This window comes from Nocardia alba NBRC 108234 (genome assembly GCF_001612665.1).
Taxonomy (GTDB): Bacteria; Actinomycetota; Actinomycetes; order Mycobacteriales; family Mycobacteriaceae; genus Nocardia; species Nocardia alba.
In genome coordinates this window covers 628,863-645,168 of the sequence record NZ_BDAX01000002.1, presented here as the reverse complement: position 1 = coordinate 645,168, position 16,306 = coordinate 628,863, and the positions used below count along the sequence as shown (strand labels likewise).

General features: G+C 67.3%; 14 protein-coding genes and 1 riboswitch. Of the genes, 8 read left to right on the top strand and 6 right to left on the bottom strand.

Translation table 11 applies throughout. The annotated features are described in order from the left end of the window. Positions 1–17 precede the first annotated feature (17 nt). From NA12_RS04580 to NA12_RS04570, 3 genes are read right to left on the bottom strand one after another with little or no spacing between them, the layout of a single operon-like run. Complete coding sequence (locus tag NA12_RS04580; protein WP_067446294.1) at positions 18–1,622, bottom strand: ABC transporter permease; 1,605 nt, start codon at positions 1,620–1,622, stop codon at positions 18–20. After that, complete coding sequence (locus NA12_RS04575) at positions 1,619–2,539, bottom strand: ABC transporter ATP-binding protein (protein WP_067446290.1); 921 nt, start codon at positions 2,537–2,539, stop codon at positions 1,619–1,621. Before NA12_RS04575 ends, NA12_RS04580 begins: the two co-directional genes overlap by 4 nt. 3 nt (positions 2,540–2,542) lie before the next feature. Next, positions 2,543–3,163 carry a TetR/AcrR family transcriptional regulator gene (locus NA12_RS04570; protein WP_067446287.1) on the bottom strand — a complete coding sequence of 207 codons (621 nt, stop codon included), beginning with the start codon at positions 3,161–3,163 and terminating at the stop codon, positions 2,543–2,545. A 101-nt stretch (positions 3,164–3,264) separates the two neighbouring features. Here NA12_RS04570 and NA12_RS04565 point away from each other — a divergent pair, with 101 nt between their 5' ends. After that, entirely contained in the window at positions 3,265–5,196 is a 1,932-nt protein-coding gene (locus NA12_RS04565) for an acyl-CoA dehydrogenase family protein (protein WP_067446284.1), read from the top strand. 63 nt (positions 5,197–5,259) lie between these two features. Here the strand turns inward: NA12_RS04565 and NA12_RS04560 are convergent, their stop codons facing one another. The 3 genes from NA12_RS04560 to NA12_RS04550 all read right to left on the bottom strand — a co-directional run bounded on the left by NA12_RS04560 (position 5,260) and on the right by NA12_RS04550 (position 8,293). After that, positions 5,260–5,844 (bottom strand): phosphatase PAP2 family protein, encoded by a 585-nt coding sequence (locus NA12_RS04560; protein ID WP_243654909.1) that lies wholly within the window; start codon positions 5,842–5,844, stop codon positions 5,260–5,262. Positions 5,845–5,875: 31 nt separating this feature from the next. After that, a complete protein-coding gene (locus tag NA12_RS04555) occupies positions 5,876–6,754 on the bottom strand; it encodes a nuclease-related domain-containing protein (protein ID WP_243654908.1) in 879 nt (292 codons plus the stop codon). A 96-nt stretch (positions 6,755–6,850) separates the two neighbouring features. Further along, entirely contained in the window at positions 6,851–8,293 is a 1,443-nt protein-coding gene (locus tag NA12_RS04550; protein WP_067446278.1) for a DUF2252 domain-containing protein, read from the bottom strand. Positions 8,294–8,363: 70 nt separating this feature from the next. Here NA12_RS04550 and NA12_RS04545 point away from each other — a divergent pair, with 70 nt between their 5' ends. From NA12_RS04545 to gcvP, 7 genes are all read left to right on the top strand, one after another. Further along, a complete protein-coding gene (locus NA12_RS04545) occupies positions 8,364–9,005 on the top strand; it encodes a CDP-alcohol phosphatidyltransferase family protein (RefSeq protein ID WP_067446275.1) in 642 nt (213 codons plus the stop codon). A 42-nt stretch (positions 9,006–9,047) separates the two neighbouring features. Continuing rightward, a complete protein-coding gene (gene gcvH / locus NA12_RS04540; RefSeq protein WP_243654906.1) occupies positions 9,048–9,446 on the top strand; it encodes a glycine cleavage system protein GcvH in 399 nt (132 codons plus the stop codon). 178 nt (positions 9,447–9,624) lie between these two features. After that, a complete protein-coding gene (gene odhI, locus NA12_RS04535) occupies positions 9,625–10,110 on the top strand; it encodes an oxoglutarate dehydrogenase inhibitor Odhl (RefSeq protein WP_067446269.1) in 486 nt (161 codons plus the stop codon). Positions 10,111–10,180: 70 nt separating this feature from the next. Then, positions 10,181–10,969 carry a transcriptional regulator FtsR gene (ftsR, locus tag NA12_RS04530; protein ID WP_132369867.1) on the top strand — a complete coding sequence of 263 codons (789 nt, stop codon included), beginning with the start codon at positions 10,181–10,183 and terminating at the stop codon, positions 10,967–10,969. Positions 10,970–11,128: 159 nt separating this feature from the next. Further along, the gene (locus NA12_RS04525) at positions 11,129–11,602 is read left to right on the top strand and encodes a bifunctional nuclease family protein (RefSeq protein ID WP_067446263.1); all 474 of its coding nucleotides are present in this window, start codon (positions 11,129–11,131) and stop codon (positions 11,600–11,602) included. Positions 11,603–11,777: 175 nt separating this feature from the next. Further along, a complete protein-coding gene (locus tag NA12_RS04520) occupies positions 11,778–12,335 on the top strand; it encodes a MerR family transcriptional regulator (protein ID WP_131816826.1) in 558 nt (185 codons plus the stop codon). 110 nt (positions 12,336–12,445) lie between these two features. Continuing rightward, a riboswitch (glycine riboswitch) is annotated at positions 12,446–12,545 on the top strand. A 155-nt stretch (positions 12,546–12,700) separates the two neighbouring features. After that, a complete protein-coding gene (gcvP, locus tag NA12_RS04515; RefSeq protein WP_067446260.1) occupies positions 12,701–15,511 on the top strand; it encodes an aminomethyl-transferring glycine dehydrogenase in 2,811 nt (936 codons plus the stop codon). The last annotated feature ends 795 nt before the right edge of the window (positions 15,512–16,306 follow it).

The following is a 16,306-nucleotide window of genomic DNA, read 5'->3' as shown; positions in this document are numbered from 1 at the left end:
TAGCGCGTGCTCGGCGGTCAGCGCAGGTCGCGTCGGCGCCAGGCCAGGAGACCGACCAGGATTCCCGCTCCCGCGACGGCGATCAGGGAGGCGATCGGCACGAGGTCGAACGCCGCACCCGGCAATTTCGGTGGATGGACGAAAGGCACGAGGTCGAGGATCCACTGCGGCAAGCTACCCAGCGAACCCAGCAGGAAGATCACGATCACCGCGCTCAGCACGCCCCAGGCGAGTGTGGCGTACCGGGGTAGCGCGCTGAACAACACCATCGCGACGGCGGTGATCACCCAGACCGCGGGAAGTTGTACCGCGACCGCGCCCAGGGATTCGCCGACTCTGCCGGCGAGATCGCCGTTCGTGGCACCCCAGACGATGCCGATCGCCAGGCCCGCGGTCAGTAGCGCCACGGCCGGGCCCGCGATCGCGAACAGCAGATGGCTCGACGCGTAGCGCACGCGCCCCACCGCCGCGGCCAGGACGGTTTCCGCACGCCCGGAGTTCTCCTCCTCGTGCAACCGCAGCACAGCCGACACGGAGTAGGCGGCGGCCGCGGCGGCCAGCATGGTGACGGCGTAAGCGATGAACGACTTCTCCAGATCGGCCGACCCGCCCATCGAGGTGACCACGTCGCGCAGGGTGCCGCTGTCATCGAGCATGCCTCCGATGCTGTTCACCGCACCGCCGATGAGCAGGCCGTACAGTGCGAAACCGGTCGTCCAGGCGATCAGCGAACCACGCTGCAGTCGCCAGGCCAGACCCACCGGACCCGACAGCGCGGTGCCCGCCACGGCCGGTCCGGGGCGCTCGGCGAGCAGGCCCGCCCCGATATCGCGGGTCCGCAGCAACCGATAGGCGAGCAGGGTCGCGCCGGTGGCCAGCGCCGCCGACGGCACGAGCACCCACCAGCGCTCGTCCGCGAACGGGCGGATCTGCAGGCACCACCCCAGCGGCGAAAACCAGGACAGCACACCGTTTCCCGCGTCACCGACCGCGCGCACCGCGAACGCCGCGCCCAGCGTGCCGAGCGCGATCCCACGCGCGAGCCGCGCGCCGGTGCTGACCTGTGCGGCGACCGCGGCCACCGCACCCCAGACGACACCCGACGCGGCGAGCGCCGCGCCGAAGGCGACCGATCCGGCGATCGGCAGATCGGTAACCATCAGGCCGGCGGCGCAGGCGATTCCGGCGAGCACCGAAGCGCCGTAGGTGAGCGCGAGCGCGCCGGTGAGCCCGGCGAAGCGGCCGATGCTGGTGGCGCCCACCAGTTCCGCGCGCCCGGTCTCCTCCTCGACCCTGGTGTGGCGGATGACCGTCAGCACCGCGGCGATCGCGATCATCGCGTACATCGCACCGGCCTTCCAGGTGCCGATGGAACCGACCGCCGAGCTGAAAACCGGCCCGTACATGGCGATCAGCGCGGGGCTGGCCGCCGTGGTCGCCGCGAACTGGTCGAGCTGCTGCTGGGTGCTGTAGATGTCCTCGATCGACACGATCTGCAGCGCGGGCATCAGCCCGATCAGCAGCGACCACAGCGGCGCGACCACCCGATCGCGGCGCAGGAACAGGCGCAGCATCTGACCGGTGCCGGCGAATTCGCCTGCGGTACGGGTGATCGCGGTCATGCTCGCACCTTCTCGGCGTCGTCGACGTGGTAGTGGCGAAGGAACAGATCCTCGAGGGTCGGTGGGGCGCTGGTCAGGCTGCGGACCCCCGCGTCGCCGAGTACCCGGATCAGTGCGCCGAGGTGGTCGGCGTCGACCTGGCAGCGCAGGGTCGAACCGTCCCGTTCGACGTCACCGACACCGGCCATGGTGCTCAGGTCACCGGGATCGCCGATCAGGTCGGCGGTGATGGCAGTGCGGCTCAGGTGGCGGAGCTCGTTCAGTGAACCGGATTCGACGGTCACCCCGGCGCGGATGATGGTGACCCGGTCACACAGGTGCTCGACCTCGGACAGGATGTGGCTCGACAGCAGCACCGTCGCTCCGCGGGCCGCGGCATCGCGCACGCAGTCCTGGAAGACCTGCTCCATCAACGGGTCGAGACCCGAGGTCGGCTCGTCGAGGATCAGCAGGTCGGCGTTCGCCGAGAACGCCGCCACCAGTGCGACTTTCTGCCGGTTGCCCTTGGAGTACGCGCGCGCCTTCTTGGTGGGGTCCAGGTCGAAGCGTTCGATCAGCTCGTCGCGCCGTGACCGGTCCGATCCACCGCGCATGCGGGCGAGCAGATCGATCGTCTCGCCGCCCGACAGCGATGGCCACAGGGTGACATCGCCGGGCACATAGGAGATCCGGCGATGCAGTTCCACCGCATCGGACCACGGGTCACGGCCGAAGACCGCGGCCTCGCCGCCGGTGGCGCGGAGGACGCCGAGCAGAATCCGGATGGTGGTGGACTTGCCCGAGCCGTTGGGGCCGAGGAAGCCGTGGATCTCGCCGGCGCCGACCTGGAGGTCGAGTCCGTCGAGCGCGGTGAAGCGGCCGAAGGTCTTTCGCAGGTCCGCGACATCGATGACCCGGTCGGTGGTGGGGGAGGGCATCGTCTACTCCTCGAAAATGGTGTCGAGCATGGTCGAATCGGTGAGCAATCCCTGGGTGTAGAGCTCGAGTGCCGGAAAGGTGATCTCGTCGGAGAGGGCGCGAATCGCCTTGCGGTAGTCGAGTTTTCCGTCGCGGTGCAGGCGCATCTGGAGGTAGAGATTCATGGCGCCGACGTGGCAGAGCACGATGTAGCGGGCCCGCGCGGCGTGATCGCGACTCGGCTTGATCTTGCCTGCCTCGACGGCGGTCCGCATGTACTGCTCCGCGTCGGTGATCATGTGTTCGAGCAGCGACTCCGCGAGCGCGCCGCCTGCCTGGAAGCTGCGCAGCATGTAGGCCACCAGGGGGGCGTACATCTCGATCTCGGCCATCGCGTTCAGCATCCCCGCCGGACCCGGTGCCTGGATCGCCCGCAACTTCTCGTCGCGGATGATCTCGAGCACACGATCGTCGCAGTCCGCGCGCAGGCCGTCCTTGGAGCCGAAGTGGTGATTCACCAGCCCGGGCGAGACTCCCGCCGCGGCGGCGATCGCCCGAACGCCGACGCCGAAGCCCTGCTCACCGAACAATTCGATCGCGGCGTCGCGAATCCTGGCGGCGGTGGTGAGATCGGCTGAACGCATGTTCAATATGTTAAACGTATGTTCAATCGGTGGGCAAGACTTTCGCCCGAACCGAGTTTCGGGCCTGGGGGACACATCGTGCGCGGGCTACTGTCGAGTACATGGCTACCGGCACAACGACGACGGCAGAACACCTGCGCGCAGCGCTGGACGGACCGTGGCGCACGGTCAGGGAACAGGCGCGAACCCAGCTCGCCGGCGCGGAATTCACCGACGATCCCGAACTCGACATCCACGCCGCCAGGGCTCGCGTGCTCGACCAGATGCGGGCCATCGCGACCATGGGCTACCCAGAGCGGGGCTTCCGGCCCGAGAACGGCGGCACGGGCGATCCCGGCGGGGCGGTCACCGGTCTGGAGATGCTGGCCTATGCCGACCTGTCGCTGTGGGTGAAATCCGGCGTTCAGTGGGGCCTGTTCGGCGGCGCGGTGGAGAACCTGGGCACCGAACGTCACCGTGACTTCATCAAGCGACTGATCTCGCTCGACCTGCTCGGCTGTTTCGCGATGACCGAGTCGGGGCACGGTAGCGACGTCTCCGATCTGGAGACCACGGCCACCTATGATCCGGCCACGCGGGAATTCGTCGTCAACACCCCGACCCCGTCGGCGCGCAAGGATTACATCGGTGGCGCTGCGGTCCACGCGCGGATGGCCGCGGTGTTCGCGCAGTTGATCGTCGGCGGCGAGAGCAAAGGGGTGCACTGCCTGCTGGTGCCGATCCGTGACGAACTCGGCGCCGACCTGCCCGGCGTGACCACTTACGACGACGGTCTCAAAGGCGGCCTGCCCGGTGTCGACAACGGCCGGATCGTCTTCGACCACGTCCGGATCCCCCGCGAGAACCTGCTCAATCGCTACGCCGACGTGGCCGAGGACGGCACCTACAGCTCCGAGATCGAGAACCCGAGCCGCCGCTTCTTCACGACCCTCGGCACGCTGGTGCGCGGCCGGGTCAGCGTCGGCGGCGCGGCCGCGGCGGGCACCAGGGTGGCGCTGAGCATCGCTGTGCGGTACGCGCTGGCACGCCGCCAGTTCGCCGACCCCGACACCGGCGAGGAGACCCTGCTGCTGGACTACCGCAGCCATCAGCGCAGGCTGCTGCCGCTGGTGGCGAAGTCGTTCGCGCTGGCCTTCGCCCAGAACGACCTCGTGCGCCGGATGGACCTGGTCCAGCGCGGCCAGGACACCGAAACGAGTTCCCAGCGCGCGCTGGAGAAGCGTGCCGCCGGTCTGAAGGTCGCCCAGACCCGGCACGCCACGCGGGCGATTCAGGAATGCCGCGAGGCCTGTGGTGGTGCGGGCTACCTCACCGAGAATCGTCTGGTGACGTTGAAAGCCGACACCGATGTCTTCACCACCTTCGAGGGTGACAATGTCGTCTTGACCCAGCTGGTGGCCAAGGAGCTGCTCACGGCCTACTCCGACGAGGTTCGCGACCTCGACGCACTGGGCTGGGTGCGGTTCGCGGCCACCATGGCCGGTGACGTGGTGCGCAAACGTTCGGGTGTGCGCCAGCTGATCCAGACCCTGCGTGACCGCAACGACGAGACCGTCGACGAAGGCGACCTGTCCAAACGCGACGTCCAGTTGCAGCTGTTCGCCGACCGCGAGGACTACCTGCTGCGCACCGCCGCGCACCGACTGCGCGCCCGCGCCGCCGACACCGGCCCGTTCGAGGCGTTCAACAATGCTCAGGACCACATCCTGGCGGCGGGCACGGCGCACATCGACCGGCTCGTGCTCGAGGAATTCGTCGACGGCATCGCCCTCATCGAGGACCCGGATGCCAAGGCGCTGGCCGAGACCGTCTGCGACCTCTACGTGTACGCCTCGCTGGAGGACAACCTGGCCTGGTACATCATGCACCGGTTCATGTCGGTGGAGCGGGCCAAGGCGGTGCGGCGCGGGGTGAACGAACTCGTCGACCGGCTGCGCCCCGACGCGCTGACGCTGGTGGAGGCGATGGGCGTGCCCGAGACGATGCTGCGCGCCGAAATGCTGAGCGACGCCAGCGTTTTCGATCGTCGGTAGCGGCGTGCACCGCGCCCGGCTCGTCGACGGACGGGCCCGGGCGCGGGTCCGTCGGGTGGGCGGTCAGACGCGGCGGTGCAGCACCTCGCAGATCCAGCACAGCCCGACCGTCATGGCGAGGGCCGCCGCCGCGCCACCGAGCACGTCGGTGGCGTGGTGGTACCCGAGTTCGACCATGCCCGCGGTGATCATGATCAGCGCGGACGCCGTGCCGGCTGCGGCCGCGATCCGGATCCGGATATCGGTCACCAGGCACGCGAAAGTTGTTGCGACAGCGACCATGTGAACGGTATGCCCGCTCGGGTAGGCGAGGTGGTCGTCCAGCTGCCGATCCCACAGTGGTTTCAGCAGCCAGGTGTTGGCCGCCAACGCGATCTCGGGAACCACCAGCATCGTCACGGCCTTCCACCATTGCCGGCGCACGGCGAACCAGGCACTCGCGGCCACCAGTAGCGCCACGACCACCGGCGCGTTGCTCGGTGCGACGAGTACCTGCGCGAGACCGGGGGAGACGGTGTTGTCCGACACCACGCGATCGAGCTCGCTCGGGCCGCCGTGCGCGGAGAACGTCAACGGAATCGTCGCGGTCAGTGCGGCACCGGCGCCGATCATCGTCATCCGGACAACGCCGGCGCCACGAACGATCACGGACGCGACGACGGCCGCCGCGCGGTCCCGTTCAGGCCGGACCGTAGGTGAGCACCGCCGTCACCAGGAACCACAGCACCCACACGATGGCCACGATCATGCCGAGGGCGAGGGTGATCCGCAGGAACGCCCGGCCGAAATCGAGATCGCCGTCGATCCGCGGATACAGCTTCCACGGGCTGTACCACGGCGCGACCATGCCACGGGACTGCGCCTGACGTTCGTACTCGGCCTGTTCCTCGGCGTAGGTCTCCGCGGCCGCCTGGGTGGGCCCGCCGTGCCACAGCGTCACGTCGATCGGACCGAGGAAACCCTCGTTGAGCAGATCCTGCGGTGCCGGCAGGTACGGCAGGATGCCGAGACCACGGAACGCGATGGCGACGTCGTTGGCCGTCCAGAGGTTGTGTTCCTTCTCGGCCAGCAATTCGAAGTACATCTCGAGCCGATACGGGTCGTCGGTGACGATCACATCGAAGCTCGGATCGCTCCAGCCCTGGTGCACGTCGATCTGGGCGCCGGGCATCGGCACGATCAGGCCGAGACCGTGCACCGCGCGCTGGCCGAGCCCGCGCGCGGCGAGATAGTCCTGCAGGGCGAAGGTGTGATCACGCGAACGTTCCAGCGGCGTGGATTTCTCCGCGCCCGCGAACTGGGCGAGTTCGCCCGAGACCATCCACGGACCGTTGAGCGGGATCTCCAGCACGCCGTCCTGCGGGGCGGTGAACATCTCGGCCTCGATGATCACGCAACTGGTCGGGGTCCAGACCACCGCGTCGAACTGGTGCAGCCGATCCTGGTGGAACAGGCTGCAGTTGATCGTGGCGACGCCGTGCGGGCTCGATGGGTCCTTCCACCTGCGCAACCAATCGATCAGTGCCGCCTCGGCATCGCTGCCTGCCGCATTCTGCACGCGCACGAGCATGGAGACCGCCCTTCGTTGGTCGTTGGCGCGGCCCTGCGCACACGGGAGCTGTGCCGAGAACCGTTGGCGTACATCGTAGCTCGGTCAATCCTGTTCGGCGGCGATCGTGCCGTCCGCCACGGCCGCGACGAGTTCGGCGTGATCGGCCTCGGTGCGGTCGGCATAGCGCACCGCGAAGCCTGCCACCGAGTCCTCGAACCGGTCGTCGTCATCGTCGTCGGTTTCCAGATACCCCGCCAGCGCGCGCGGGTCGAGCGAGCGTGCGTGCGCACGGGCGAGCAGCGCGCCCGCGAGCCGACCGTAGTCGTCGAGATCGTCGGCCGACAGCGCCGCCGGGTCGATACTGCCCTTGAGATTGCGGAACTGGCGCACGATGAACGGCAGCGACTCGTCGAGTTCGATGGTCGTCCAACCGAGCAGGATGTCGGTCTCGGACTGCACGCTCCGCGCGCCGACCACGATCCGTTCGCCCTCGTGCCGGGGCTCGGCGGGCGGCAGGAACGGGGCGAGCGCGGACGGACGCGCCTGTTTGACCTGCAACACCACCGCCTCGCCGTCGTTGCCGTGCAACAGCGCCACGTAACTGTGCAGCCCGACGCTGCCGGTGCCGACGATCCGGAAAGCGACATCGGAGACCGCGAACCTGGCCAGCAGATTGCGGCGGGACTCCCTGATCGTGCCCGCGTAGCGTTGCAGTCCGTCGATTACGGCTTCCGACACCGGCCGCTCGACCGCGGTCAGCACGGGCGGATCGCTGACGAAGCGATGCTTGCGGATGTCGGTCTCGTGGTCGTCGAGGTGCTCGGTCCACTTCGCCACCACCTTGGCACTGGTGTTCTTGCGGGCCTTCTTCGCGGCCTTCTTGAAGTCGTCGAGCAGGTCCTCGGCTTTGGCGCTGGTGAGGATCGACTCGTCGGGCAGCGCGGTCCAGGACTGCATGAACGGCATGTCGGCCAGGTCGGCGACGGTGTGGCGGTAGGAACGGGCGGCATCGCGTGCCGCGCGCAGGCAGTCGTCCTCGTCGACGCCGCTCTCTCGTCCCGCCAGCACGAGGCTCGCCGCCAGGCGTTCCAGATCCCACTCCCACGGGCCCATGACCGTCTCGTCGAAATCATTGATATCCATCACGATCTCGCCACGCTGGGTGCCGTAGAGGCCGAAGTTGGCGGCGTGGGCGTCACCACAGATCTGGGCCGCCAGACCACTGTCGGGCCCGGCGGCGAGGTCGGCGGCCATCAGACCGGCGGCACCGCGAAAGAAGGTGAACGGCGAGGCGATCATCCGGCCGATCCGCAGCGGCACCAGCCGCTCGATCCGGCCCCGGTTGCTGATGTCGATGAATTCGCGCACCGTCGGGCGATCGGGGCTCGCCGCGGCGCGGTCACGCTCGGTGACGGGCACCCGCTTGCTGGCCGCCCGGCCGCGTTCGCGGGCGTCCTCCGCGGAAACGTAGGAGCGCAGATCGATACCACTGTCGGACACGACTGCCCAGATTAGTCGTTCGCCGCGCGCCGGGCAGCGCCGCATTCGATACACAGCGGAGTTGACGGCGTTTCGGCGTGGCCGGATGGCGCGAGCCGGGGTCGCTGAGGTAAGCATGGGCGTGGCAACCGAATCAGGAACGCCGGGCACGCACGACACCGAAAACGGTGGCGTGTTCAGCGACCGCATCCTGACCGTGCCCAACGCATTGAGCGTGGTGCGGTTGATCGGCATCCCCGTCTTCCTCTGGCTCCTGCTGGTCCGCCAGGCCGACGGCTGGGCCTTCGCCCTGCTGATCGCCAGCGGTTTCACCGATTTCCTCGACGGCAAACTCGCCCGCCTGCTCGATCAGTCCTCGCGGCTGGGAGCGCTGCTCGATCCGCTCGTCGATCGGCTCTACCTGGTGACCACCCTGGTGGCCTTCGTCGTGCGCGGCCTGCTGCCGTGGTGGCTGGCGGTGATCTTGATCGCACGCGATCTGGTGCTCACCGCGACCCTTTCGGTATATAAGCGGCGCGAACTACCCGCGCCGGAAGTGATCTACCTGGGCAAAGCGGCCACTTTCGCGCTGATGTCGGCCCTGCCGTGGATATTGACCGGGGAAATGGACTGGGCGGGGGCGAGTTTCGGATGGGCCTTCGGCTGGGCATTGCTGATCTGGGGCACGGCGCTCTATGTCTGGACCGGGCTGCTCTACGCGGGGCTCGCGATCGCGGTCGCGCGATCGATACCGCCTGTGCCCCACCGTGGGAGCTAGTCGATACTGTTGCGTGCAACGTCGACGATGAAAGGACGTCCAGTGACCCGGACCCCTGAGGAACTGCGCTACACCGAACAGCACGAATGGGTGCGGCGGACCAGCCCCACTGCGGTCCGTGTCGGCATCACCGATTACGCCCAGTCACAGCTGGGTGACGTCGTGTTCGTCCAGCTGCCCGAGGTCGACGCAGACGTGACCGTCGGCGACAGCATCGCCGAGGTCGAGTCGACCAAGAGCGTGTCCGACATCTACGCCCCGCTCACCGGCAAAGTCGTTGCGGTGAACGAGGATCTGGTCCAGACGCCGGAGACGCTCAACGAAGATCCCTACGACGAAGGATGGCTGTTCGAGCTCGCGTTCGACGACGAGACAACTCTCGATTCCGCCCTGGGTGAACTGCTGGATGCGGCGGGTTATCAAGGAGTTATCGGGGGCTGACTCAGCCTTCACAGTTCTCCCTGCACGGGCACGCCCCGGCAGGGTACGGTCAAAGCCAAGCGGATACGTCGGGGAATCGACGCCGGGATCTTTATCCTGGCGATGTGATCGCGCCGGTCGTGTCGCCGAATACAGCACCTGCTTGCATGGATAATCAGGTTCGAGGAGGAGAGAAACGGTGAGCGAGAACAGGGACCCGGGTTACGGGGAAACCGCGGCCGAGACGACATCGGTCTTCCGCGCGGACTTCCTCAACGAGGTCGACGCGTCGCGCTCCGCAGAGCCGGCCGGCGAACAGCCGGTTCAGGGCGTCGAGGGCCTGCCTGCCGGTGCGGCCCTCCTGGTGGTCAAGCGTGGCCCGAACGCGGGCTCGCGTTTTCTGCTGGATCAGCCGACCACTTCGGCCGGCCGCCATCCCGACAGTGACATCTTCCTGGATGACGTCACCGTCAGCCGTCGGCATGCCGAGTTCCGTCAGGACGACGACTCGTTCCAGGTCGTCGATGTGGGCAGCCTCAACGGCACCTACGTCAACCGGGAGCCGGTGGATTCCTCGGAGCTGCAGAACGGCGACGAGGTCCAGATCGGCAAGTTCCGGCTGGTCTTCCTGACCGGTCCGCGCACCCAGGCGAACGAGTCGGCGTCGGGCGCGGGGTCGCGATGACCCCACCGGTACTGGTGCCCGCGAAGGGCACAGTGCTGTGACAGGGGCGGCGCAGTGGGCGCGCGGAGGGATGTCGATCGGCTCCGTACTCGACCTGCTGCGACCAGATTTTCCTGATATCACCATCTCCAAGATCCGGTTCCTCGAATCCGAGGGCCTGATCCGGCCGGAACGGACACCGTCGGGATACCGGCGGTTCTCGGTGGCCGATTACGAACGGCTGCGTTTCGTGCTGACCGCGCAACGCGATCAGTACCTGCCGTTGAAGGTGATCAAGGAACAGTTGGAAGCGATCGACAGTGGCGCTGCGACGTTGGGTGTGCGTGAAGCGCGCGCCCGCGCGCATTCCCACCACGGCACCGCGGAGGCCGGGCACAGTGTGTCCGGCCCCGCGGGCGCCGATGCCGAGGCGACGAGTCCGGCCGCGCCGCGTCGCCTCGGCATCGTCGCAGGCGCGATAACCTCCGAGGAACTACGTGTCGATGTCGGCGTGCGGCTGACCAGGTCCGACCTGCTCGCCAAAGCTGATATCGACGACCGTTTTCTCGACGATCTGCTGCGCGCGGGACTGATCGTCCCCGGTGTGGGCGGCTTCTTCGAGTCCGACGCGGTGACACTCGCGCACGCGGCGAAGGCGATGGCCGAATTCGGTTTGGAGGCACGTCATCTGCGCGCCTTCAAGCTCGCCGCCGACCGCGAGGCAGCATTGATCGCGCAGATCGCCGCGCCGATCGCGAAGAGCCGTGATGCCGATGCGCGCGCTCGCGCCGAGGAGACCGTCCGCGAACTCGCGGCACTGTCGCTGAACCTGCACGCCGCACTGGTGAAAGCCGCGGTGCGCACAGCCCTCGGCGGCTGACACACCCGGCCGGATGATCAGGTATCGCCCCGGCTACACACCGATTTCGGCTCGAACGTCTTCCTTGCGCGTCTCAGAATTCGCCTAGACTCGTTGATACGGCGAGCTGTGCAGCTGTCGTGCCGGCCGGCGGCCGAGTATGGGAGGCAGGACTTACTCATGAGCGAGATGCGTGTCATCGGCATCCGTGTCGAGCAGCCACAGAACCAGCCCGTGCTGCTGCTGCGGGAGGCTTCGGGGGAGCGGTATCTGCCGATCTGGATCGGGCAGGCCGAGGCCACCGCGATCGTGCTCGAGCAGGAGGGGGTCACGCCGATCCGTCCGCTCACGCACGATCTGATCAAGATTCTGATCACCGAGCTGGGACACACACTCAAGGAAGTGCGGATCGTGGATCTGCAGGAGGGCACGTTCTACGCCGATCTGGTCTTCGACGGCGACCTACGGGTCTCGGCGCGACCGTCGGACTCGGTGGCGATCGCCCTGCGCGTGGGGTGCCCGATCTATGCAGAGGAGCCGGTGCTCGCCGAGGCGGGCTTGGTGATGCCCGACGAACGCGAGGACGAGGTGGAGAAGTTCAAGGAGTTCCTGGAGTCGGTCTCACCCGACGACTTCAAGGCCACCGACAGTTGAGCGCCCGCGGCGCTAGCCGCCAGAAGACTCATCCTGAAGTAGAGGTCCAGGGAATCGCGGCGTTTGGTGCTTGGTGTGACGACACCGCAGGTCCGACAATGGCAGGAGTAACCTCGAAAGTCGGGCAACATCCGTCGTGACTCCGACCCGAGAACGTCGGCAGAAGGAGCGATCAGTGGAAGAACAAACGCAGGATGTCGTGCAGCCTGGCTTGTTCCCGGACGACTCGGTTCCGGATGATCTGGTCGGCTACCGGGTGCCGAGCGCGTGTCAGGTCGCCGGTATCACCTACCGTCAGCTCGACTACTGGGCCCGGACCGGGCTGGTCGTGCCGTCGATTCGTGGTGCGGCCGGGTCGGGCAGCCAGCGGCTGTACTCGTTCAAGGACATCCTGGTCCTCAAGATCGTGAAGCGGCTGCTGGACGCGGGCATCTCTTTACAGAACATCCGGATCGCCGTCGATCACCTGCGCAGTCGTGGCGTGGGCGATCTGGCCGGGATCACCCTGTTCTCCGACGGGACCTCGGTGTACGAGTGCACCTCGCCCGAGGAGGTCGTCGATTTACTGCAGGGCGGCCAGGGCGTCTTCGGCATTGCCGTGGGTGGCGCCATGCGGGAACTGACCGGCGCGATCGCCGATTTCCCGGCAGAGCGGGCGACCGCCATCACCGACCGCCCCGAGGACGAACTGTCCTTCCGTCGCAAGGTGCGGGAGAACCGCAAGACCGGTTAGCGGTGCCTGCGGTTGCGGCTCGGTCCCACCCGCAGTGATGAGCGCTACACCCCCGGCGTGCCCCTGGTGGCGCGGCCGGGGGTTTGCTCCATCTAGAATCGATACCGCGTCGCCGCCGTGCGGGAGAGTCCTCGATTCGTGAGAGTCGGGGCGCCGAAGGAGCAGCACCTCCCCGTCAATCTCTCAGGCAACAGGGACCGCACGGTGATTCGACGCCTCTGGAAAGCGGTGGCATCCGGCTGCCCGCCCACGGGGAAAGGGGCACGGTCCACGGGCCGGGTTTCCGAATCTCTCAGGCGCACAGACAGAGGGGGAGGGCTGGTACCCGTCGACCATGAGGTCGACCCGCCCGACCTGGAGCTGCCGTGACCCGTTCGTTCGCCGACCGCCACATCGGACCCGATTCCGACGAACTCGCCCGGATCCTCGCGACCATCGGCGTCGAGTCCCTCGACGCACTCGCGACCACGGCGTTGCCTGCCACGATCCTTGACGAATCCGGCCTCGGCGTACTGCCCGCGCCCGCCTCCGAGCACGGGGTGCTCGAGGAACTGGCCGCGCTGGCGCAGGCGAACACCGTCGCCACCTCGATGATCGGTCTGGGCTACTACGACACCCTCACCCCGCCGGTGCTGGTGCGCAATCTGCTGGAGAACCCCGCCTGGTACACCGCCTACACCCCGTACCAGCCCGAGATCAGCCAGGGCAGGCTCGAGGCACTGCTCAACTTCCAGACCATGGTGTCGGATCTGACCGGTATGGACGTCGCGAACGCCTCCATGCTCGACGAGGCCACGGCCGCGTCCGAGGCGATGACGCTGCTGCGCCGTGCGGGCAAGTCCAAGTCCGACCGACTGTTGATCGACATCGATCTGTTCCCGCAGACCAAGACCATCATCGGCACCAGGGCTGAGCCGCTCGGCATCGAGCTCGTGGAGGCCGACCTGTCGACCGGGTCGCTGCCGGAAGGCGAGTTCTTCGGCGTGATCGTGCAGACCCCGGGCGCGTCGGGCCGGATCGTCGACTGGACCGCCTTGTTCGCCGCCGCCCACGAACGCGGCGCACTGGTCGCCGCCGGTGCCGATCTGCTCGCGATGACGCTGAGCACTCCGCCCGGTGAACAGGGCGCCGATGTGTGCTTCGGCACAACCCAGCGCTTCGGCGTACCGATGGGCTTCGGCGGCCCCCATGCCGGCTACCTGGCGGTGCGCACGGCCTTCGCTCGCCAGCTGCCCGGCCGCCTGGTCGGCGTGTCCGTCGACGCGGACGGCGCGCCCGCGTACCGGCTGGCGCTGCAGACCCGCGAGCAGCACATCCGCCGGGAGAAGGCCACCTCGAACATCTGCACCGCCCAGGTGCTGCTGGCCATCGTCGCCGCGATGTACGCGAGCTACCACGGTGCCAACGGCCTGCGCGCCATCGCGCGCCGGGTGCACGAGCACGCCGCCGCGGTCGCGGCCGGTCTCGGTGGGGCCGTTGTGCACAGCGCGTTCTTCGACACCGTACTCGCGCACGTGCCCGGCGGCGCGGAAGCCGTTGTCGCCAAGGCGAAGTCGAAGGGCATCAATCTGCGCCTGGTCGACGCCGACCACGTCGCCATCGCCTGCGACGAGGCCACCATCGACGCGCACGTCGCCGCCGTCGTCGAATCCTTCGGCACCGCACTGACTCCCGACGCGGGCGCGGGCAGCGAGCCCGATGCGATCGAGACCCGCACCTCGCAGTACCTGACCCACCCGGCGTTCACCCGCCACCACACCGAGACCGCCATGCTGCGCTACCTGCGCGCGCTCTCGGACAAGGACATCGCGCTGGACCGCAGCATGATTCCGCTCGGTTCGTGCACCATGAAGCTGAACGCGACCGCCGAGATGGAGCCCATCACCTGGCCCGGCTTCGCCCGCCTGCACCCCTTCGCCCCCACCGAGGACACCCCTGGCATCCGCACGTTGATCGCCGACCTCGAACACTGGCTGGCCGAGATCACCGGTTACGACGCGGTGAGCCTACAGCCCAACGCCGGTAGCCAGGGCGAGTACGCGGGTCTGCTCGCGATCCGCCGCTACCACCTCGATCGCGGCGACGACCACCGCGATACCTGTCTCATCCCCTCGAGTGCGCACGGCACCAACGCGGCCTCGGCGGCGATGGTCGGGATGCGTGTGGAGGTGGTGAAGTGTCGCGCCAACGGCGATGTCGACCTCGACGACCTGCGCGCCAAGATCGCCGACCACGCCGACAGGCTGGCCTGCATCATGATCACCTACCCGTCCACCCACGGTGTCTACGAGCACGAGGTCGCCGAGTTGTGCTCGCTCGTGCACGACGCGGGCGGCCAGGTGTACGTCGACGGCGCCAACCTCAATGCCCTTGTCGGCCTTGCTCGTCCGGGCCGGTTCGGCGGCGATGTGAGCCACCTGAACCTGCACAAGACCTTCTGTATCCCGCACGGTGGCGGCGGTCCCGGTGTCGGCCCGGTCGCGGTGCGCTCGCACCTGGCGCAGTACCTGCCCGGTGACCCGCTGGAAGCGGGCTCGCACGCGGTCTCGGCGGCGAACTACGGTTCCGCGTCGATCCTGCCGATCACCTGGGCCTACATCCGGATGATGGGCGCCGAGGGCCTGCGCGCGGCGACCCTGACCGCGATCGCGTCGGCCAATTACATCGCCCGGCGCCTCGATGCCTTCTTCCCGGTGCTCTACACCGGTGAGAACGGCATGGTCGCCCACGAGTGCATCCTGGATCTGCGCGACATCACCAAACAGACCGGTGTCACGGTCGACGATGTGGCGAAACGCCTGGCGGACTACGGTTTCCACGCGCCGACCATGAGCTTTCCGGTCGCGGGCACCCTGATGGTGGAACCCACCGAGAGCGAGAACCTCGAGGAGATCGACGAGTTCATCGCCGCCATGATCGCCATTCGCGGCGAAATCGACCAGGTCGCCGCGGGTGTGTGGCCGGTGACCGACAACCCGCTGCGCGGCGCGCCCCACACCGCGGCGAGCCTGGTCGCCGAGTGGAACCACCCGTACAGCCGCGAGACCGCGGTGTACCCGCGCGGTGTCGGCCATGCCCGTCCGAAGGTCTGGCCGTCGGTGCGGCGCATCGACGGAGCGTTCGGTGACCGCAATCTGGTGTGCTCGTGCCCGCCGCTGGATGCCTACGAAGACTGACCAGCAGTCCTGACAACGGGCTCCGCCGATTATCGGCGGAGCCCGTCGTCGTCGGTGCGGGCGCGTACGGGCGGGCGATGTTGCAGTCGTGGCATCGTTGCCTGGAGTGAATTCTCATTGGCCGGAATAGCGGCGTGTTACGAACCTGAAGCCTTTTTTATAGTCGGTTCGAGTAATGTCCAGTATGTCCCGAGGCGTCAAATAAACTCATAATTGAGTCGATCCCGCAATGTTGTGGGTAGCGAATGGATATTTCGCGGGCGACAGGTGTGGCGTCAGGTTGTCCCTCGTAAATCCGGTGCACTGGTATTCTCTGGGCGTTCCTTGGCGGCGAATGTGCTGGCACGACGCCATCGGTTGGATTCGGTCACTCGATCAGTTCGCCTGACCCATTTGCGGAATTTGCTGATTACGCTGGAGATGTGCAAGATTGATGCAGAGAGCGCAGCGGGATCGTTGTGGTTCTCGTCGCTACTGTCAGTGCTCGATCTCCTGCCCCGGGCTCTCTACCAGTGTCACTCTCGGGGCATTGCGTGTGCGTGAAATGTCCGTATTCACGATCGTACTGAAGTGAATTGTTACTGGGGAGTTCTATGAAATCCGTGTGCCAGTTATTTGCTCTCAGGCTAATCTCAGGGAGAAGTTTCGGGTAGGAATCGGCCGGTTACCACGTCCAGCGGGACATCGGCTCGGTCTCTGCTGTCTACGTATAGGACCTAATACAGCAAGGGGGATAGGTATGGCTGCTCGGCAGTGAATGGACCCGCGTTCGGCGGTCGTGGTGCACGTTGACAT

Coding starts and splice junctions, on each gene's coding strand:
- NA12_RS04580 (WP_067446294.1), bottom strand. CDS start 1,622: ATGACCGCGATCACCCGTACCGCAGGCGAATTCGCCGGCACCGGTCAG.
- NA12_RS04575 (WP_067446290.1), bottom strand. CDS start 2,539: ATGCCCTCCCCCACCACCGACCGGGTCATCGATGTCGCGGACCTGCGA.
- NA12_RS04570 (WP_067446287.1), bottom strand. CDS start 3,163: ATGCGTTCAGCCGATCTCACCACCGCCGCCAGGATTCGCGACGCCGCG.
- NA12_RS04565 (WP_067446284.1), top strand. CDS start 3,265: ATGGCTACCGGCACAACGACGACGGCAGAACACCTGCGCGCAGCGCTG.
- NA12_RS04550 (WP_067446278.1), bottom strand. CDS start 8,293: ATGCGGCGCTGCCCGGCGCGCGGCGAACGACTAATCTGGGCAGTCGTG.
- NA12_RS04545 (WP_067446275.1), top strand. CDS start 8,364: ATGGGCGTGGCAACCGAATCAGGAACGCCGGGCACGCACGACACCGAA.
- ftsR (WP_132369867.1), top strand. CDS start 10,181: ATGTCGATCGGCTCCGTACTCGACCTGCTGCGACCAGATTTTCCTGAT.
- NA12_RS04525 (WP_067446263.1), top strand. CDS start 11,129: ATGAGCGAGATGCGTGTCATCGGCATCCGTGTCGAGCAGCCACAGAAC.